This window comes from Moorena sp. SIOASIH (assembly GCF_010671925.1).
GTDB lineage: Bacteria > Cyanobacteriota > Cyanobacteriia > Cyanobacteriales > Coleofasciculaceae > Moorena.
On sequence record NZ_JAAHIH010000006.1, the window covers coordinates 505,113 to 524,374 of the forward strand.

The 19,262-nt window shown below is 43.7% G+C and carries 18 protein-coding genes and 1 pseudogene; 14 read left to right on the top strand and 5 right to left on the bottom strand.

Annotated features, from left to right (window positions below; genetic code table 11):
* Positions 1 to 637 precede the first annotated feature (637 nt).
* The 6 genes from F6J90_RS34230 (at position 638) to F6J90_RS34255 (ending at position 6,245) form a co-directional block, all read left to right on the top strand.
* Positions 638 to 2,158 (top strand): reverse transcriptase domain-containing protein, encoded by a 1,521-nt coding sequence (locus F6J90_RS34230; protein WP_293097984.1) that lies wholly within the window; start codon positions 638 to 640, stop codon positions 2,156 to 2,158.
* 577 nt (positions 2,159 to 2,735) lie between these two features.
* The gene (locus F6J90_RS34235) at positions 2,736 to 3,644 is read left to right on the top strand and encodes a MoxR family ATPase (RefSeq protein WP_293104343.1); all 909 of its coding nucleotides are present in this window, start codon (positions 2,736 to 2,738) and stop codon (positions 3,642 to 3,644) included.
* A gap of 88 nt (positions 3,645 to 3,732) precedes the next feature.
* Positions 3,733 to 4,233, top strand: a complete 501-nt coding sequence (locus F6J90_RS34240; RefSeq protein ID WP_293104346.1) for a cytochrome C — start codon at positions 3,733 to 3,735, stop codon at positions 4,231 to 4,233.
* 95 nt (positions 4,234 to 4,328) lie between these two features.
* The gene (locus tag F6J90_RS34245) at positions 4,329 to 4,511 is read left to right on the top strand and encodes a hypothetical protein (RefSeq protein ID WP_293104349.1); all 183 of its coding nucleotides are present in this window, start codon (positions 4,329 to 4,331) and stop codon (positions 4,509 to 4,511) included.
* A 49-nt stretch (positions 4,512 to 4,560) separates the two neighbouring features.
* Complete coding sequence (locus F6J90_RS34250; RefSeq protein ID WP_293104352.1) at positions 4,561 to 5,517, top strand: hypothetical protein; 957 nt, start codon at positions 4,561 to 4,563, stop codon at positions 5,515 to 5,517.
* Between the two features lie 383 nt (positions 5,518 to 5,900).
* A complete protein-coding gene (locus F6J90_RS34255; protein ID WP_293104354.1) occupies positions 5,901 to 6,245 on the top strand; it encodes a hypothetical protein in 345 nt (114 codons plus the stop codon).
* 334 nt (positions 6,246 to 6,579) lie between these two features.
* Here F6J90_RS34255 and F6J90_RS34260 read toward each other — a convergent pair whose 3' ends face one another.
* Positions 6,580 to 6,945 (bottom strand): LapA family protein, encoded by a 366-nt coding sequence (locus tag F6J90_RS34260; RefSeq protein WP_293104357.1) that lies wholly within the window; start codon positions 6,943 to 6,945, stop codon positions 6,580 to 6,582.
* Between the two features lie 342 nt (positions 6,946 to 7,287).
* On the opposite strand from F6J90_RS34260, the gene F6J90_RS34265 reads away from it, so the two are divergent.
* A complete protein-coding gene (locus F6J90_RS34265; protein ID WP_293104359.1) occupies positions 7,288 to 8,094 on the top strand; it encodes a PRC-barrel domain-containing protein in 807 nt (268 codons plus the stop codon).
* A gap of 135 nt (positions 8,095 to 8,229) precedes the next feature.
* Here the strand turns inward: F6J90_RS34265 and F6J90_RS34270 are convergent, their stop codons facing one another.
* The 4 genes from F6J90_RS34270 to F6J90_RS34285 all read right to left on the bottom strand — a co-directional run bounded on the left by F6J90_RS34270 (position 8,230) and on the right by F6J90_RS34285 (position 12,438).
* On the bottom strand, positions 8,230 to 8,433 hold the full coding sequence (locus F6J90_RS34270) for a hypothetical protein (RefSeq protein WP_293104362.1): 204 nt from the start codon (positions 8,431 to 8,433) through the stop codon (positions 8,230 to 8,232).
* A gap of 134 nt (positions 8,434 to 8,567) precedes the next feature.
* Positions 8,568 to 10,217 (bottom strand): ATP-binding protein, encoded by a 1,650-nt coding sequence (locus tag F6J90_RS34275; protein WP_293104365.1) that lies wholly within the window; start codon positions 10,215 to 10,217, stop codon positions 8,568 to 8,570.
* A 564-nt stretch (positions 10,218 to 10,781) separates the two neighbouring features.
* Entirely contained in the window at positions 10,782 to 11,216 is a 435-nt protein-coding gene (locus F6J90_RS34280) for a response regulator (RefSeq protein WP_293104368.1), read from the bottom strand.
* Between the two features lie 94 nt (positions 11,217 to 11,310).
* Positions 11,311 to 12,438 carry an ATP-binding protein gene (locus F6J90_RS34285; protein ID WP_293104371.1) on the bottom strand — a complete coding sequence of 376 codons (1,128 nt, stop codon included), beginning with the start codon at positions 12,436 to 12,438 and terminating at the stop codon, positions 11,311 to 11,313.
* A gap of 351 nt (positions 12,439 to 12,789) precedes the next feature.
* Here F6J90_RS34285 and F6J90_RS34290 point away from each other — a divergent pair, with 351 nt between their 5' ends.
* From F6J90_RS34290 to F6J90_RS34320, 7 genes and pseudogenes are all read left to right on the top strand, one after another.
* Positions 12,790 to 14,325 carry an ATP-binding protein gene (locus tag F6J90_RS34290; RefSeq protein WP_293104374.1) on the top strand — a complete coding sequence of 512 codons (1,536 nt, stop codon included), beginning with the start codon at positions 12,790 to 12,792 and terminating at the stop codon, positions 14,323 to 14,325.
* A 254-nt stretch (positions 14,326 to 14,579) separates the two neighbouring features.
* A complete protein-coding gene (locus tag F6J90_RS34295; protein ID WP_293104376.1) occupies positions 14,580 to 15,179 on the top strand; it encodes an IS607 family transposase in 600 nt (199 codons plus the stop codon).
* The gene (locus F6J90_RS34300) at positions 15,163 to 15,690 is read left to right on the top strand and encodes a helix-turn-helix domain-containing protein (RefSeq protein WP_293104379.1); all 528 of its coding nucleotides are present in this window, start codon (positions 15,163 to 15,165) and stop codon (positions 15,688 to 15,690) included. The genes F6J90_RS34295 and F6J90_RS34300 overlap by 17 nt, the downstream gene beginning before the upstream one ends.
* Positions 15,605 to 16,171, top strand: a complete 567-nt coding sequence (locus F6J90_RS34305; protein ID WP_293104382.1) for an IS200/IS605 family accessory protein TnpB-related protein — start codon at positions 15,605 to 15,607, stop codon at positions 16,169 to 16,171. The genes F6J90_RS34300 and F6J90_RS34305 overlap by 86 nt, the downstream gene beginning before the upstream one ends.
* A 223-nt stretch (positions 16,172 to 16,394) precedes the next feature.
* Positions 16,395 to 16,583, top strand: a complete 189-nt coding sequence (locus F6J90_RS34310; RefSeq protein ID WP_293104385.1) for a hypothetical protein — start codon at positions 16,395 to 16,397, stop codon at positions 16,581 to 16,583.
* Between the two features lie 377 nt (positions 16,584 to 16,960).
* Entirely contained in the window at positions 16,961 to 18,472 is a 1,512-nt protein-coding gene (locus F6J90_RS34315; RefSeq protein WP_293104387.1) for a reverse transcriptase domain-containing protein, read from the top strand.
* Between the two features lie 131 nt (positions 18,473 to 18,603).
* Positions 18,604 to 18,972, top strand: a pseudogene (locus tag F6J90_RS34320) (Uma2 family endonuclease); the annotation flags it as partial.
* Between the last annotated feature and the right edge of the window lie 290 nt (positions 18,973 to 19,262).

Consider the following 19,262-nt stretch of genomic DNA (forward strand, 5'->3'; position numbering starts at 1 on the left):
TACACGCCCAAGGCTGGCTCTGGCTCCCCTTTAAAGGAGATACCTTACATTATGTCTTAGTGCGGCTTGTTTCTGAGTATGGAGCCTCCCGAAACGGGAGGGGTATGATTCAGAGGGCGCGTGAGTAAATCACAAACCTAACTGTCTGGCGGATGCAGGTGAAAGCCCTGCCCTTTAGGAGATAAGTGACACCCTACCTGGCCACACCGAGATGAACGGCATTTCATCAGAGTGAAGCTGGCATCAGGGCGGAATCAGAGGCGAACAGGTTGCGTCACACTGCCGCTAATGGGAAGGCGATATGGGTAACAGCAGCAAAAGTTCCTGGAAAAGCGTCCTATAATGACACTACAAACCTGTTAAATACGTGTAGATGGCATCCTCTTATTCTCACTACATTGTTAGGACGATAGTAGTAATCTCTGAGATGAGGATGGGCGAAATGGACTGCCCTAAATCGTCATAACAATCCAACAGACGGAACAAGTAAAAACGACAGCAAATAATGGGTCTGCAAGAGGGTCGTTCTTGTAGTAAGTTATGCCAAACTTAATCCCCACTGTCGGGTAGGATGTGCTCTTAAACTGGGCACGGGTATTCAGAATATACAGGTTTATTGGAGAGCATAGTTAGACACGTGAGCAATCATAGTGAACTTTGGAAGAAGCAAAAGTGGAAGAAACTCCGCCAAAACCTATTCCGCCTACAAAAGCGTGTGTATAAAGCAGTTCGGGCTGGTGACTTGAAGAAGGCGCGGTCTCTACAGAAACTGATACTGAAGTCCCGAGCAGCGCAGCTTTTGGCCGTCCGTCAAGTGTCACAATTAAATAAAGGTAAGAGAACGGCTGGAGTGGATGGCCTGTCAAGCCTAAACTACAGACAGCGATGGGAATTAGTAGAAGCATTGAACGATTATGCACCTGACTGGAAGCATAATCGACTCCGGAAAGTACCAATCCCTAAAAAGAACGGAAAAACCCGGGTGCTCAAAGTTCCGACATTGGCTGACAGAGCATGGCAATGTCTAGTTAAATATGCCTTAGAGCCTGCCCATGAGGCACTATTCAGCGGTGACAGCTACGGATTCCGTCCGGGCAGATGTACTCAAGACGTACAAAAACGCCTATTTGGTCACTTAAGGTCATCTTCAAACGGAATCAACAAAAGGGTAATTGAACTAGACATCAAAAAGTGTTTTGACCGTATTTCTCATACCACCATTATGGAGAGGGTAATAGCCCCCGCATCTATTAAAAAGGGAATATACCGATGCCTCAAAGCAGGAGTTGACCCACACTTTCCAGACCAAGGCACCCCTCAGGGGGGTGTCGTCAGCCCTCTCCTTGCCAATATTGCACTTGATGGAATAGAGGATATTCACACCAGTTTGCGTTATGCAGACGATATGGTATTTATCCTAAAGCCAAAAGATAATGCTGAGAAAATACTCAATAGAGTGAAAGAATTCTTGGCAGAGCGTGGGATGGAAATCAGCGAAGAAAAGACCAAGCTGACCAAAACGACAGATGGCTTTGACTTCCTGGGGTGGAATTTCCGCGTCCAGAAAAACGGAAAATTTCGGTCAATTCCTTCAGAGGAAAACCACCGAAATATACGTCAGAAGATTAAAGCCATAGTCAACAACTCGAATTATGGTGCCGAAATAAAAGCAACGAAGCTAGCCCCTATAGTTCGCGGATGGAGAAACTACCATTCAAGCTGCGATATGAGCAGCAGTCGGGATTCACTCTGGTTCATGAACAACACTGCCCACCGAAAGTTCCGAAAGGAAAAGAAAGTAAGTCGGTATAGAGCTAATGAACTATGTAAAAAGGGTTTTCCAAAGGTAGGATACAAACAAAACCAACACGTGAGTGTGAAGGGTACTAAGTCACCCTATGACGGTGACTTAGTATATTGGAGTCAAAGGAATTCACGCCTATACTCCGATAATACTTCCGACGCATTGAAAAGGCAAAACCATTCCTGTGGATTCTGTGGGTTGAGGTTCCTCGAAGACGAAGATGTACATCTTCATCACATTGATGGAAACCACGACAATTGGTCTAAGAACAACCTTTTAGCAGTTCATCAAAGCTGCCACCAACAGATACACTCTTTGCACTCCGAAGGGAGAGGATACCTAGGAGCCGTGTGAGGCGAAAGCTTCACGCACGGTTCTGAATCGGAGGTGCTCCCCGTAATAGGGGACATCGACCGTAACCAGTCCCAGCTTACACCCGTGGGTCATGATTCGCCTATTGCGAGGCAGGCCACCATTAGTTTTCGCTCGCTTCTGCAGCCCTTCTGATGCTAGGAACTATTCGCAAGCCATGAAACAGCTCATGCCTGATGGGAAGTTTTTAATTTTTCTTGATAAAAGTCTGCCCATGGATGAAGAAGACTCTGAATCTTAGGGGTTTGTGCTCACGGGAATCGGGAATCGGGAATCGGGAGTCGGGAATCGGGGTAAGAAACTTGAATCGACCTCATAAGTATGATAAACCCGATCAAAATCTTTCCCATCTCCCCAAAAGCCTTGCTAGCTTATAGGAGATAGGGCATGTTCTAAAACTAATAGCGGTTTTCATATTAATCAAGTACACAAACCGATGTTTGCCCTGTTCCCTGTTCCCTATTCCCTATTCCCTGTTCCCTGTTCCCTGTTCCCTGTTCCCTGTTCCCTGCTCCCTAAAACCCAATAATTTGTCCCTCACCCAATTGAACACTGCTATATGAGACAACGAATTCAACAGCTCCAGGAAAATCTCGGTCGTGTGATTGTTGGTAAAGCAGATGCCATTCGTCTAGTGATTGTGGCCCTATTGGCTGGGGGTCATGCCTTGCTCGAAGATGTCCCTGGTGTGGGCAAGACACTGCTAGCGAAATCCCTAGCCCGTTCCATAGATGGGAAATTTCAACGTATTCAATGTACCCCTGACCTATTACCTACCGATATCACAGGAACCAATATCTGGAATCAGCGCAGTGGTGAATTTGAATTTCTGCCAGGTCCAGTATTTGCCAATGTCTTGCTAACCGATGAAATTAATCGAGCCACACCCCGGACCCAGTCAGCCTTATTAGAAGTAATGGAAGAGCAGCAGGTCACCGTAGATGGGCGATCGCGTCCCGTACCTCAGCCCTTTTTCGTGATTGCCACCCAAAATCCCGTGGAATATCAAGGTACCTTCCCCTTGCCAGAAGCCCAAATGGATCGATTCCTATTATCCTTATCCCTAGGTTATCCCACAGAACAAGAAGAACTCCAGATGTTGCAACGCCATCTAGAAGGCATGATGGTTTCCGAGCTCACCCCCTGTATCACCACCGATGAAGTCTTAGAATTACGGAATCTTTGTCACCAGGTCAAAGTAGAACAGTCACTACAAGAGTATATGCTCAATTTAGTCAGAGCATCCCGTTCCGCCGAAGATGTCACCTTAGGAGTCAGTCCTCGCGGTACCATTGCTTTACAACGGGCAACCCAGGCACTAGCCTTTGTGGAAGGTCGAGATTATGCCATTCCAGATGATATCAAGTTCCTGGCACCTTATGTACTGTCCCATCGTCTCATTACCTCGGGGGGGCGTCGTGCTCAGCCCATTGTTGAGCAATTGTTGCGCTCTGTACCAATTCCTTAAAAAGTGTTGTGTGTGAGGTATGTCCAAATTTTTGAAGTTAAGAAACCCAAGGCGAAACCGTAGACGTTCAGCTTGGGTTCTATTATTATTGTTGATTTTTTGGAGTATTAGCATAGGATGGGGACTGGAGCGAGCCGTAGGATATACGATTGAGCCAGAAACAGTTAGTTCCAACCCGACCGAATTAATCGCATCAATGGACCCAGTGTCCAAGCGCTACAAATTAGGCAAAGAGCTTTACCTAGAAAACTGTTCCCGTTGTCACATTGCTTTGCCACCAGAAGTATTGCCTACCGAAACCTGGCGTCGGTTATTGTTAGAGCCACAGGAACATTATGGTACGCAACTACCAAGACTACTTGGTCCAAGTTTATTGCTGACCTGGCAATACTTGCGAGATTTCTCCCGTCCCCATAACAAAGACGAAGAAGTCCCTTATCGTATGACCCAATCCCGTTATTTCAAAGCCCTACATCCCCAAGTGAAAATCCCTCGACCCTTTGGGGTTAAAACTTGTGTGACTTGTCATCCCGGTGTCGCAAACTATGATTACCGCACCCTGACCCCAGAATGGCAGGATGCCCCCTAATCCGGTGATGGGGAGTGTGGGAAGGGTGGGGAGATGGGGAGATGGGGAGATAGGGAGATGGGGAGGTGGGGAGATAGGGAGATTAGGGAAGTATAGTGTTTTCTAGTCTAATCAGGTACACAAGATTTTTTCACTCTTGCCTCTTGCCTCTTCCCTGTTCCCGATTCCCGATTCCCGATTCCCGATTCCCGACTCCCGACTCCCGACTCCCGATTCCCTGTTCCCTGTTCCCTGTTCCCTGTTCCCTAAAACCCAAAATTTATACCTCATCCAATTGAAAACCGCTATATTCTTTTACTCGACCCGGTGTTTAAGGGACGAAACGATTTGAAAAAAGCTAAAGAAGCGTTTGATTCCCTCTTGTCAGACTTTCAATTAACAAGGCGCATGCGTAACAGCAGCATCTATGCCCTAATCGCACACTTAAATAGATCAGATGATCAAGCAACCCATTCTGTATTAGGGATTACGAGAGCACAATTACAGCAACTACTTATTACTACATTACAAAGCTATTTTAGCAACACTACCCATGCTAATCATAAAAAAATTCACAAGCGCTATGACGATATCATCCGCCTCAACAAACGATTAAATAGCCTTCATAAAAAGCTGCTACAGGTAGAACAGCAATACCATAAATTATGGTATTGCTATGGTCATAACTTTAAACTGGTATCACCTCAGAATAAAAAACTTAAACATCCGGCTCTGATTCTAAAAGAGAAAACTATTTTTCTGACCGATAACGATAAAGTTTCTCTGGCTAAAGATATCACGACCCTGTTACAGGATTTACTGGAGTCTAAACATACCAGTCCCTTAACAGCGTTACTTAATCATCAAACTAATTATCAACAGCTTGACTTATCAGATTACAAAAAACTCTCCATTGAACTAGTCAATTTACTAGACCATTACTTAAATATATCAGAGCCAGAAGAACAAATTGCCATTGAAAACTCCTTTGAAGCCAATCTAGGAGGAATCGAAGTAGATCTGGCAGCCACAACCAAAGCTGGCTTAGCAGCCTTGCTTGTCGAAGAAGTCCAACAAGCACGCACCCAGACTGCTCATTGTTTGGTCAAACAACTGATAGGCTATTTTAATATTACCCTTGATGATGACATCATTGACTATCTGGTCACAAACTACCAAGCCGATGAAGACTATTTAAGAGCCTTGGAACACAAACCAGAGGAAGACCTGCCCCTGGGAACTATTTCCATGTTGCAGCAAGATTTGTTATCATTACCGACTTGGGATAAATTGAAGCAACGTTAGCAAGTGCCTATAGGGCAGCACTAGAGCTATTAGGTTTCAGCCTATAGGATTGTGTTACAATTACTACACAACCAATTTAACAATTCCTTTACTGTAGAGTGTATAGCACCTCTATAGGAGTAAGCATTCAGCTGTCAGCTATCAGCTTAAGCGCTACGCGCACGCTACTTGAGGTGCTATCAGTTTATGGGGGTTCATCTCATTTTTGGTGTTTGACCCGGTGGTGCGTTACGGGGCGGACTTTCCCAAGGCTGGCTACGAGGCTGAAAATTACGGCGAGCCCCCCTGAAGCACCACTAGCAACTACCTACCGTTGATTAGCTGACGGCTGATAGCTGATAGCTGAATGCTTATTAACTGGTAAAAAGGAAGGTATTCAACCTATGAAATACACCTTTGAAATCTTAGGAGTATCTCCTGTCCTAGACTTTTTCAATCATCAACAGAAGTTGATTCAGAGAAAAGTCCCACCAGGGCTGAAATACTTAGGTACTTATCAGTGTACCCTTGATGCTTTAATTGAATCAGCTGAAACCATCCCCTCCCAGGCAGATTGGAGCCTAGATCAAGCTGTAGACAGTGTGATTCAATTCTGGATGAATCACCCAGAAATAATCAGTTATTGGAAACAACGATTAAATGATGCTGGTAAGGATAATTTACTGGTGTCAAGGGTGTCAGATTTTGAGTCATTAAAAGCTGAGTTGGAATCCTTGCTCGGTAGTTAAAATCGGTAGATAAAATTAGGTAAGCTATCAGCTATCAGCTATCAGCTATCAGCTATCAGCTATCAGCTATCAGCTATCAGCTATCAGCTATCAGCTATCAGCTTTTTAAGAAAAGAGGTAAGTATTCGTTTAATCTCTTTTACTTATGCTGATCTACTTTTATGTTGACTTTCAATTCTCATTAATCTCGAACTATTAAATTGAAATTCTACCTTTTGCCCATTGCCCATAGGCGCACCCTAGGCAGGGTTTATTTTAGCTGACGGCTGACGGCTGACCCCTGACCGCTGTTCGCGCAGCGTGCGCGTAGCGCATATGCTTAACATTTTTCCAGCTATTGCGGCTCAGATTCTGCTGATGAGGCATCTATCTTACTTTTCAAACTATCTTCTAAGAACTCTATCCTTTTGCGTTGATTATCAATATTTACTATTGTTTCATTATAATCCTGCTCTAACTCATTAATCCGTTTCCGTTGCTGAGCTAGTTTACGACTTTGGTTAATTAGGGTAGGTGTGGATATTAATAAACCAGCTAAACAGCCCATAGATAGAGTTAAAAGAATTACTATAGATAAGGGTTCTTCTATAGTCCAAACCCCAAAATTTACCGCCACAAGTTCTTTATTTTGGAGGGCGAATAATATCGCTGCTATAGCTAAGCCGAACACGAAGCCCGAAATCAAAAACAATAAGCGCATAGTCTCAACTCACTCCGTGGTAATCCTCTAGATCAGACTTGACTCAATCATTGTAAGCTAAAATCTAGATGGAAAAAATCACAGAGGGGTACACAAGCATAATCTTAACCTTAAGCAAACACTCTAAGGAAAGACTATGGAAGCATAGTAGCTTTCTGTAGTGTCCGCTCAAGGATATATACTTCCCCCAGACATAAACTAAGCTTTTGGTTTAGCTGTTGAACGTAAGCTCTAAGCTCAAGGGGGTGAGGAGCTGAGGGTGTGATAGCTTAACGCTGCTAAGCCTTCTGTGTGTTTTTCCGAACGCCATCGCCAGTTCTTAACTATTGGAGACATGAACAGATGTCTTTACTATTTATCCAACCCAAACCGATCAGGCAGAGCCAGTTACTCAATCGTCTAGTCTTAGAGCGTCAGACGACAGAAGAAATTGGTCATGTCGATCAACTCTTGTTGGACTATCAAGCTCATCGAGTCGTTGCCTTAAGGTGTAAGTCTGGATTACTTGGGGCGAAAAAACGGTACTTTGCTTGGGGTCAAGTAGAGAGTATTGGCACCGATAGTATTCTCGTCAACACTAGCAAAAATCACAAAACTCAACAGAAAACCGAGTCTTGGGATTCCCTGATCGGACATGAGGTGTGGACAGATGCGGGTAATAAAATTGGTAAGCTAGTGGACTACTTGCTCAAACCCAAAAGCGGTAGTGTAGTTAACTATCTCTTCTCCGACGTTGGCTGGCATGGGGTTATGGATGGTATGTATATACTCCCACCCGTAGCAATTTCAAGTATTGGCAGCAAGCGGGTAATTGTACTCGATGCAGTTGCTCAAAATAGTAAAAAGTATGAGGAAGGACTTAATCAAAAAATTGGTCAAGCTACAGACCTGATCAAGGAAGATTATCAAAAAACTGTCCAGGAATTTCAAGCTGTCAAGCGCAAAGCTCAACAGATGCCAGAACAGTTGAAAGATAAAGCCCAATCAGTCACTGAACAGTTGAAGGATAAAGCCAAAGCTACCACCGAACAGTTGAAAGATAAAGCTCAATCAGTCACTGAGCAGTTGAAAGATAGAGCCAATGCTACCAGCGCACACTTAAAGGATAAAGCCAAATCCGTTACGAAGCAGTTGAAAGACAAAACCTAACAGGAGTCTAAGGATTTGTAATCAGGTGATAATTTCTGCCTATGGCTGTTAATTGGTAATTGGTAATTGGGAATTGGGAATTTTCCATTTTCCATTTTCCATTTTCCATTAACGTAAGTATTCAGCGGTCAGCGGTCAGCGGTCAGCCGTTGGCCTTGGCCATTCCCGTAGCGTGGCCATTCCCGTAGCGTGGCCCAAAGGCCAAGGCCAAGTCCACGCTACGGGAATGGCTGATAGCTGATAGCTGATAGCTGATAGCTGATAGCTGATAGCTGATAGCTGATAGCTGATAGCTGATAGCTTACCTTTTGCCTTAAAAGGATAAGCTTTATACCTCACCAAAATAATAATTTTTATAAGTATTTAACGGAACTAGATATGATGGCTTAAAAATACGTTTTACCAACTATATTATTCTTCGGATATTATGAGTATTTGTTAAATAAATCAATTTTTGTCAGTCATACTAACCACTAACGAAGCAATGGTAAAGATACCTTAACACGAGTACCTACACCTATTTCACTTGCCATAACTATCTGACCTTGATGGTGTTCCACATAACTTTTTACAATTGATAACCCCAATCCAATTCCCCCTATGGAACCGATATTACTCCCGCGACTAAAGGAATTAAATAACTCACCTTGATCGTGCTTAGGAATGCCAATCCCTTCATCTGTAACTTCCAGTATTACTTGATTAGTTTCACACTTAAGGTTAAGTTCGACTGTGCCTCCTTGAGGAGAATATTTAATAGCGTTAGAGAGGAGATTATTTAGCATTTGTCGTAGCATCTTAGGATCTGATGTGAATTCCTTACAATCACCTTCATAGCTAAACAAGAGCTGGTGTTTATCTGTGGTTTTAGATTTTATTTCATCAACTAATTTACTACAAAATCGAACTAAGTCTATAGGTTCTGCTTGGGAATCTAGTTGGTCAAATTCTGTCTTGTTAATAAATAGCACATCATCCACTAAACCAGTCAGGTGCTGAACCATGGATTGGATACGTCTACAATGTTTAACTTGCCGAGTCGGATCGATTTTATGACAGTACCGTTCCAGGATTGCTGCTGATGAGGAAATCGTAGTTAATGGGGTGCGGTACTCATGGGAAATGCTAGAGATAATCCGAGATTTAAATTTGCTCAATTCTTTCTCTTTCACCAGTGATTGACGTAGTTTAACTTCCAAAACTTGGAGCTGAGCATTGGCTACTCTTAGTTCAACTGTGCGCTCCTCAACCCGACGTTCTAACTCATCATTCAGTTGCTTCTGAGCAATTTCTAGTTCCTTGCGAGTGGTGATATCTCGCAGTGATGCCAGATAGGCTTTTTTACCTTCCCATTGAATCTCTACTAGCTGGATTTCGACAATAACAATTTTTCCATAGGAGGAGCAAATATCTAGTTCTGTAGTTTGGCCAACCACTAGGGAACTGCACCATATTTCTCCTTGGAGTATTTCCGCTTTACAGTCCATCAGGGATTCTGCTGCTGGATTAACAAATTGAATCACTCGATTGTGATCAATAATGACAACACCATCAGCATTTCTGGTAATCATGGTGCGAAATTGCTCTTCACTGGCTCGTAGGGCTTCAGTTTGTCGCTTCAGTGCTAACAGCAGTCGTTGCCGCTCCATGCCATAGCGCATCCCTCGTACCAATAGGTTCCGATCAAATTCTCCTTTAACTAAGTAATCCTGTGCTCCTTCTTGTAGCGCTTCTATGGCTAAATTCTCATCAGTCAGTCCACTCAGAATGATTATAGGCACTTCGGGAAACTGGGCATAAATTTCACAAAATGTCTCTAGACCTTGCTGATCTGGTAAGAACAGGTCAGAGAGTACGATATCAATATTTCCCTGCCTAAGGCATTCGAGACCTTGCTCTAAGGTCTCTACATGGGTGAGTGTTGCTCGAAAATGTTTTGCCTTTTTGAGTAATGCTTTAATGAGCTCAACATCCTGGATATCGTCCTCAATTAAGAGGATTCGGGTACAATCAGGATGGTATGCTTTTTCTGTGGGGAGTTTATTTTGAAAATAAATGACTGGTGCAGGTAAATTCCTTTGATCAGCTGAAGGTGAAGTGACTGGTAGGTATGTTGATGACATTGAAATACCGTTAACTAATCAACAAACATCTGTGAGATATGAATTAAATCTATTATGTTAATTATTGACTTAAAAAAAACCTGTTTCCACCGTAATTTCACTAATCGTTATCTCCGTACTTATACGGAGAATTCATGAAAAAATGCACATAAAATCCGTATAATCCTTGAGATTAAGGGGATTAAAATACTAAAAAGTATACCGGCTGAGGGTCTTCGATGGATAATTTAGCCTCGAATGATAAAATTAATCTTAAATCTGAGGAGGCCTAATCTTAGTAAGATTTCAAGAATTAGGTTTATCCTTGAAGGCATTAGGCATGATCAGCGTAGGCAATAGGGCTGATCGTTTCTGACCTATAGCACTAAGCTCTGGGAATCGGGAATCGGGAATCGGGAATCGGGAATCGGGGGAATAGTTTGGGGAGAAGGGTAGTTGTACAAAAGTAGCGATTTTAGCTCCCGTTACCTTGACCAGACCGTAGCCAAACCACTACATTTTTAGCACTAGCTAAACATGTAATAATTTTGAATTTTGAATTTTGAATTTTGAATTCTAGCTAGTTTATGGCGGCGGTAGCTTCACAACACTAAACCAGAAATCTTGTAGGGCTTCGATAATATTGTCAAATTCTTTTAAGCTAATGGGTTTTTTAAGATAACAGTTAGCTCCCAAGTCATAGCTTTTTACAATATCTTCCTGAGCTTCTGAAGTGGTCAGCATCACAACGGGGATTTGCTTGAGGTCATCATCACCTTTGATCTGCTGGAGAACCTCTTGTCCATTCATCCCAGGGAGGTTTAGGTCTAGCAAAATTAAGTCAGGTTGCTGAGAATCAGCATACTCCCCCTGTTTGTACAGGTAAGCCAGGGCTTGAGTACCATCCATAACCACATGGAGCTTAATCGCCAGTTTCGCTTTGTTGAGTGCTTTCCTGGTGAGTTCTATATCTCCAGGATCGTCTTCTATTAGCAGAATTTCAGGGAATTTACTGTACATGTCATAGTTATTTGATATTGGGTTATTTTAAATTGGTTATAATAAAATTGTTTATTGTTAATTTTTTATCGGCAAACCCATGAGCCATCTTTGGCTACCAACTCTGATGAATTGGCAGGGTGAAATAGAATCTTGAGCCAACACCAGACTCTGATTCGACCCAAATATTTCCACCGTGACACTGGACGATTTTCTGACAAATGGCTAAACCAATCCCGGTACCGGGATACTTGTTCCTAGCATGTAGCCGTTGGAATATGGAAAAAATTCGTTCAGCATACTTGCTTGGAATACCAATACCATTATCTCGAACCCCTATTAACCATTGGGATTCCTGCAACTGAGCTTCAATGTGAATCTCAGGAGTTGCCTCAGAACGGAATTTGATGCCATTACTGATTAGATTCTGGAACAATTCCACCATGTGTTGGGGATTAGCTGGGATAGTTGGCAGTGGATCATGGGTGATGACAGCATGATTTTCTTTAATGGTAACACTCAAGTTTTCAAGAACCTGCTCAAGCACTTCAGCGATATCTGTGGGTTCAAAGGTCAGTTCAGACCGACCCAAACGGGAGTAGGCCAGCAGATCTTTAATGAGAGTCTGCATGCGGAAGACACCATCAACAATGTAAGCCATGTATTTATCTGCTTCGCGATCCAATTTCCCCTGGTACTCTTCCACTAGCAATTCTGTGAAACTCTTGACCTTCCGCAGGGGTTCTTGTAAATCGTGGGATGCCACATAAGCAAACTGTTCCAGTTCTCGGTTAGAGTTCTGTAGTTGCTCAAGCCACCTTGAAAATTCTGTATTGGTTATGCGATCGCTAATGTCACAGCTAAACCCCAAGACAAATTCTACTGAACCATCACTGGCCAACTCTGGTACCAGACAGGATTGATAAAAGTGTCGCCCATTCTCTGTGATCCACTGGAATTCAATCCTCTTTTCTTGACCTGTGGCAAACACCTTTTCCATCGCTCTATCCCATAAGTGGATAAAGTCTTCTGGCATCCCGAGGTCACGATGGGTAAAGCCTATCAATTCTGACTGGGCGATCCCAAATGCCTGTGACAGGGCCGGATTAGCATAGACATAGCGAAATTCCCGATCAAATCGCGCTATACACTCGGGAGAATTTTCCACTAGGGACTCAAAGAGGTCTTCCCGAGAGCTTAGAGATGGTTTTGCTGGTTTGCGATCGCTGTTTTGAAGGCTCATTCTTTTGGCAGACAAGTCGGACAAGGAACAATCAATCAAACCTTCCTTGTAGAGACGTTGCAGACAACGTCTCTACAAGGAAGAACGATTTAACCGGACACGATATCAATTTTAGCTTTGACCTCTAGACTGGCAGCAACTGGTTCGGTTCTCAGTTGTGATCAATCTGAGTGTCACTGGAATTGATATTAGCCATTATCCATTACCCAATCCTGGCTATGATCATTAGTCAACCGGATTTGATCAGGACTTAGCTACCTTATAAATCAAAGGCTGAAATCCCTGTAATTATGTTAATAAATCGGGTTGGCGGCGTAAGTCCTGTTGATCTTCGATGTCTGTTAAATTATCATGTTTCAAACTACTCGCCGACGCCTTGCTCTGTGGTACACTACGGTCACCGCAGTCTTACTGTTATTATTTGCAACTGCTGTCTATCTTTATGTCCGCCACACCCTGATTGAACGGGTTGATGACACCCTCAAACATGTCGTAGAAGTGGTAGAGCGATCACTGGTGATTCAACCTGTGGATGATGGTGAGATTCCCTACCAATTCAACATTGAAGCCAGTTTTCGAGACAATAGTGATGGGGTAGAAGATGACCACATTGACCTGGAGTGGTTTAGTCCGAAGGGGGATTTGCTGTGGTCAACCTTCTCAGAACCCTTAACTATTCCCTTAAAGGCCAACACCACTAGGGCAACAGTTCATTTATCAGCAGAGCATCTCCTGCGACAGTTAACCCAACCGGTGCAAATCGAGGATTATATCTTGGGTTATTTACGGGTTAGCCACCCATGGTTTGAAGTCACCAAACCCAGCCACCAACTGATATTTGATCTGACTCTAGGTACAGTGGTGATGATTATTTCTACTGGTGCTATTGGTTGGTTACTATCTGGTATGGCTATGAAGCCAGTACGGGAGTCGTACCAACGGCTCAAACAATTCACTGCTGATGCTTCCCACGAACTCAGAAACCCGATTGCGACGATTCAGACTAACGTGCAAGTTGCTCTCGGGGATCCCGATTTGGCATCTGAGTTGCAACGGCACCAACTCGAAGTGATAGAGCGATTAACCCAGCGCTTAGGAAAACTGGTGAATGACCTGCTGTTTTTAGCTCGTGCTGATAGCGGTATGGTACAACCCCAGTGGCAATTAGTCCACCTGGATGCTTTGCTAATGGAAGTGATCGAGGAGCAACAGCTGATTGCTACAGAAAAAGGCATTTCCCTGTACTTGATTGAAATCCCCAATCCTGATCAGGCAGAGGGAACAGAGCAAACAGAGGGAACAGAGGAGACAGAGGAGGAGATCGGGGCTGATCACGTATTTCTGCCAGCCTGCCCTAGTCAGGTGTTCCAAAATCCAACATTCGACGAAGATGCCTTTACCCTTGAGGGGGATTGGAATCAATTGGTACGTTTATTTACCAATCTAGTGAATAACGCTGTGCAATACACACCAGCCTCTACTAAAACTCCAGGGGAAGCATTTATTCAAGTGGAATTACAACAGTTAGAACCTCCCAGCAAACGTAGGGCAAGAAACCTGCAATTCCTCACCGGTAGTCCCTCATGGGGGGGAACCCCAAGACCGCGCTACCTCCTTCAAGTTAAGGTAACTGATTCCGGTCGAGGCATCTGTGCATCAGCATTACCTCACATTTTTGATCGCTTTTATCGAGCTGATCCAGCTAGACCTTATGATACAGCAAAAGGAGCTGGGCTAGGTTTAGCGATCGCTAAAACAATAGTTGAGAATCACCACGGTCAAATCGGAGTTGAAAGCACTCTCAACCAAGGAACAACGTTTACAGTTACAATACCCGTTTTTAGAAAAAGCAAGGCTGAAAGCCCTGTCTCTTTAGAGCAGCTATGAAAGCCAAAGGTTGTGAATATGTGTGTAAAAATGCACAATGCGTTCGCAAAGCGCTTCCAAAGCAACATCCCTCTCTAGTCAGGGGTAGTTTCACGCTATAGTTGAACATAAGCTCAACTAGCTCCAAAACAGGACATAAAAGACATCACTGAATAAGTGAGGTAGTTATGGTTGCTTCTTATCAGGGCTAGTTACTGTTGACGTTTTTCTACAAAAATCTTGCACTATTTCCAAAAGTGTGTTAGATTTTAAGCATGGTACTAGTTCCTTTACGTAAGGCGGTCGAACTTACAGGATTATCGGGGAACACTTTAAGGAAGTATGCGGACAATGGTACAATCCGGTGCGAAAAAACCCCTGGCGGAACCAGACTCTTTGACACAGATAGTTTGCTCCGATTTGGTAGCGTCAAAGGAAACGTGGGTCGCGTTCGTGAATTCAGTATTGGGTATTGCCGAGTCAGCACCCACAAGCAAAAAGACGACCTTGCCAGGCAAGTTGCCTACCTCCACTCACTCTTCCCGAAAGCGGAAATCATCAAAGACATCGGGTCTGGCCTCAACTACAAAAGGAAAGGTCTTAGAACCATATTGGAACGAATTGTGTGCGGAGATCAGCTCACAATTATTGTTACCTGTAGAGATAGACTCACCCGATTCGGGTTTGAACTCATTGAATACTTGGTCAGTCTCAACGGTGGAAAAATCCTGGTTCTCGACCAACCTGAAAGTTGTCCCGAATCCGAGCTTACCGCAGATCTTCTCTCCATCATTCACGTCTTCTCCTGCCGAGTCCACGGACTCAGAAAGTACGGAAAGAAAATCAAAGAAGATCAAAGTGTTCCTAAACCCTGAACAGCGTACGCTTGCTCGCAAATGGTTTGGGGTATCCCGTTATGTTTTCAACAAGACCGTTAAAATCCTTCAAAGTGGCGAAGTAAAAGCTAACTGGAAAGCCATAAAAACTGGGATATTGAATGACCTTCCCGAGTGGTGCAAGTCAGTGCCTTATCAAATTAAATCTATAGCGATAAAGGATGCTTGCACCGCTATTAGGGAGGCTAAGAAAAAATCTAAAAAGACTTTTCAGATTAATCGGATCAGATTTAGATCTCGCAAAAATCCAAGACAGTCTTGTTACATTCCAAAATCAGCAGTATCTGAGAAAGGAATTTATCACACCAAGTTAGGAGAGATATCGTATACTGAGCCTCTCCCTAGCAATATTGGGGATTGTAGGCTCACCAGTCACAATGGGGACTATTACCTGGTGGTTCCTCATGAAGCAACAAAACAGAAAACCGAAAACCAAGGTCGTGTTGTTGCTTGCTTACCCTGGAGTCAGAACTTTTCTCACCTTCTTTAGCGAGACTTCTGTCGGAAAGATAGGGCATGGAGACTTTTCTCGAATTCAAAGATTGTGCCAGCACTTAGACAACCTGTTTTCAAAAATCAGTAAGGCTAAACGTGGACAAAAACGTCGAATGAGAAAAGCTGCCCGCCGAATGATAATCAGGATTCAAAACCTGATTAATGAACTACACCATAAAGCAGCCAGGTTTCTTGTTGACAACTTTGATGTAATATTGCTTCCTACCTTTGAAACATCTCAAATGTCTAAAAAAGGAAGCAGAAAAATAAGATCTAAAACTGTCCGCAATCTGCTCAATTTTGCTCATTATCGGTTTAAGCAATTTTTAAAACATAAAGCCAAAGAGACTGGCAAGACAGTAGTAGATGTCTGCGAAGCCTATACTAGCAAAACTGTTAGTTGGACTGGCGAAATGGTGAACATTGGTGGAAGTAGAACAATCAAGTCTAAAGTTGATGGTCGATCTATGGATTGACCTTTGGTCACGCTTCGCGAACGAGACATTAACGGCGCTCGTGGAATATTTCTGCGGGCATTGGAAGATACCCCCTGGCTGCGAAAGCAGCTTGCATTAGTGTGCGGCTCGTTCTGATGTAGGATACATCCGAAACGGGTGAAGTATAACATCAGGAGATATCGCGAGACGACAGTCTCAAATATCTTAACTATCTGTATGGATGGTGGTGAAAACCCACTCCTTGAAGAGACAAGTGACTCCTTATCTGGCCACACCGAGTAAGGCGGCAACCTTACAGAGTGAAGCTGGCATCAGGGCAGAATCAGAGGTAAATCAGATGTGCCACACTGCTGCTAATAGGGAGGCGACACGGGTAACAGTAGCAAAAGTCCTGAAAAAGTGTCTAACAAGTAAGCCGCAATCTGACTAGTATATGCGAGACTTAATCCTTTCATTCTCACAACGTTGTACTAATGATAGTTGTAATCTCCGAGAAGAGGATAGGCAAACTGGTTAGAAGTTACCGCAAGAATAGTGGAGCCTTTATAGTTAGAGGGTTATGGGAAAAAGGGTTAAAAATTTTGTAGTAAGGCTCCACTATTCTAAGGTTTCATCTCCGGACTGCCCTAAATCGCCAGAATAATCTAACAGATGGAACGAGTAAAAACGACAGCAAGTATAGGTCTAAGGAGTAGTCGAACCTTAGTAAGTATTGCCTTACTTAATCCCTACTGTCGGGTAAGATGTCATCGGAAACTGGTGACGGGTATCAAGATAAACGAACTCTAGAAGAGCACGGGTAGACACATGTCGAATAGATATAGTGACCTATGGAAAAGTCAAAAGTGGAAGCAACTCCGCCGGAACCTTTTCCGCCTACAAAAGCGAGTTTATAAAGCAGTTCAAGCTGGCGACCTGAGGAAAGCTCGGTCTCTACAGAAACTGATAATGAAATCCCGGTCAGCCCAACTTCTGGCTATCCGACAAGTGACACAGCTCAATCAGGGAAAAAGAACCGCCGGAATAGATGGGAAAGCCTCCCTGACATATGAGGAAAGGTTCGAGGTACTTAAAAAACTAGTATCTACTGCGGAAAACTGGACGCATCAAGGCTTAAGGGAAATCCCGATAGCTAAGAAAAACGGAGATACCAGAATGTTGAAAGTACCGACAATCCAAGACAGAGCTTGGCAAGTAAGCGCAAAATATGCTCTAGAACCAGCTCACGAGGCCACGTTCAGCGCCTTCAGCTATGGATTTAGAACAGGCAGATGTGCCCAGGACGCACAAAAAATGCTATTCAATAACCTGAATTCAAGCTGCAACGGCATCAATAAGAGAGTCATAGAACTAGACATCAAGAAGTGCTTTGACCGCATCTCCCATAGCTCAATTATGGATAGATTGCTAGCACCTGCGGGTCTGAAACAGGGGATATTCAGATGTCTAAAAGCAGGCATCAATCCGGAATTCCCAGAGCAAGGAACACCCCAAGGAGGTGTGGTCAGCCCACTTTTGGCTAATATCGCACTTGACGGAATAGAGGAAATAAACCCCAAAGTCAGGAGCATCAGATATGCAGACGACATGGTAATAATCCTCAAGGCCAAAGATAATGCTGAGAACATACTAGGGAAGATAAAGGACTTCCTCAAAGAACGCGGGATGGAAATAAGCGTTGAAAAGACAAAGATAACCAAAACGACAGACGGATTTGATTTTCTGGGGTGGAAATTTCGCGTCCAAAAAAACGGAAAGTTCCGGTCAATTCCCTCAGAGGAAAACCACCGGAACATACGTAAGAAAATCAAAGCCGTGGTCAACAGCTCGAACTATGGAGCCAAAGTAAAGGCCAAAAAGTTAGCGCCCATTGTGCGTGGATGGAGAAATTACCACAAAAACTGCGATATGAGTGGGTCACGAAATAGCCTCTGGTTCATGGAAAAAACGGCCAACAAAAAATTCCGAAAGGAAAAGAAAGTGAACCGACATAAAGCCAACGAACTATGCAAAAAGGGATTCCCCGCAGTAGGGTATAAACAGTTCAAACACAATAACGTCAAAGGAACTAAGTCCCCCTACGACGGAGACTTAGTTTACTGGAGCGGAAGAAATTCCAAACTATACGACAATGCTACAGCCGAAGCCTTGAAAAAGCAAAACCATTCCTGTGGATATTGTGGAATGAAATTCATTGATGAGGAAAAGGTACACTTACACCACATTGATGGAAATCACGACAACTGGAAGAAAGCCAATCTTATGGCCATACACCAGAGCTGTCATCAACAATTACATTGGAGCCAAAAAGATACCTAGGAGCCGTGTGAGGCGAAAGTTTCACGCACGGTTCTGGAGCGGAGGTGCCCCGGATAATACCGGGCATCGACCGTAATGAGCTAAAATCTGCGTTTTGTAGATTTTGGTAGCTAAAAAGTATCGGAGAGTACATGACTCCCGAAGCTTATCTAGACTGGGAGGAAAAGCAAGAACTCAACTATGAATATATCGACGGGGAAGTCTATGCTATGACTGGGGGAACTATTCCCCACGGAACCATTGCTCTGAATCTTGCGACTGCCTTAAAAAGCCATCTACGGGGAGGTTCGTGTCGTCCTTTTATCTTTAGTGTCAAAGTGGGTGTATCGGAAAAAGGCCCCTTTCACTACCCCGATGTCATGGTAACCTGCGACCAACGAGACAGCAATGCCCTCAAAGTCATTTATCATCCCTGTCTGATTGCAGAAGTACTCTCTCCCTCCACTGAAGCCTTTGACCGAGGTCGCAAATTTGCTAACTATCGCCGCATCAAAACTTTAGCTGTCCGGCAAAATTCATCCCACACCTAATGCGTAGCATAGGTGTGGGATGAATTTTGCACAGGGTATGTATGGAATTGCTATTATATATCTACTGATAAACAAAGCCGAACGCGCCCCGCGTGGCCAAAGGCCTTAAATGCTGGTTTATCAGCTATTAAAGAGCGAAAAAATCGAATTTTTGTATTGTTCCGGCGGGTCGGGGCATCCCGGAGAGGAAACCTTAGAATAGGGCAGCCTTAATCATAAAGTTTTAACCCTTTACGCATAACCGACTAACCATAAAGGCT

Bases quoted from the DNA above. Each gene is read 5' to 3' on its own strand.
- F6J90_RS34235 (WP_293104343.1), top strand. From the start codon at position 2,736: ATGAGACAACGAATTCAACAGCTCCAGGAAAATCTCGGTCGTGTGATT.
- F6J90_RS34255 (WP_293104354.1), top strand. From the start codon at position 5,901: ATGAAATACACCTTTGAAATCTTAGGAGTATCTCCTGTCCTAGACTTT.
- F6J90_RS34260 (WP_293104357.1), bottom strand. From the start codon at position 6,945: ATGCGCTTATTGTTTTTGATTTCGGGCTTCGTGTTCGGCTTAGCTATA.
- F6J90_RS34265 (WP_293104359.1), top strand. From the start codon at position 7,288: ATGTCTTTACTATTTATCCAACCCAAACCGATCAGGCAGAGCCAGTTA.
- F6J90_RS34275 (WP_293104365.1), bottom strand. From the start codon at position 10,217: ATGTCATCAACATACCTACCAGTCACTTCACCTTCAGCTGATCAAAGG.
- F6J90_RS34280 (WP_293104368.1), bottom strand. From the start codon at position 11,216: ATGTACAGTAAATTCCCTGAAATTCTGCTAATAGAAGACGATCCTGGA.
- F6J90_RS34285 (WP_293104371.1), bottom strand. From the start codon at position 12,438: ATGAGCCTTCAAAACAGCGATCGCAAACCAGCAAAACCATCTCTAAGC.
- F6J90_RS34290 (WP_293104374.1), top strand. From the start codon at position 12,790: ATGTTTCAAACTACTCGCCGACGCCTTGCTCTGTGGTACACTACGGTC.
- F6J90_RS34295 (WP_293104376.1), top strand. From the start codon at position 14,580: ATGGTACTAGTTCCTTTACGTAAGGCGGTCGAACTTACAGGATTATCG.
- F6J90_RS34305 (WP_293104382.1), top strand. From the start codon at position 15,605: ATGAAGCAACAAAACAGAAAACCGAAAACCAAGGTCGTGTTGTTGCTT.
- F6J90_RS34315 (WP_293104387.1), top strand. From the start codon at position 16,961: ATGTCGAATAGATATAGTGACCTATGGAAAAGTCAAAAGTGGAAGCAA.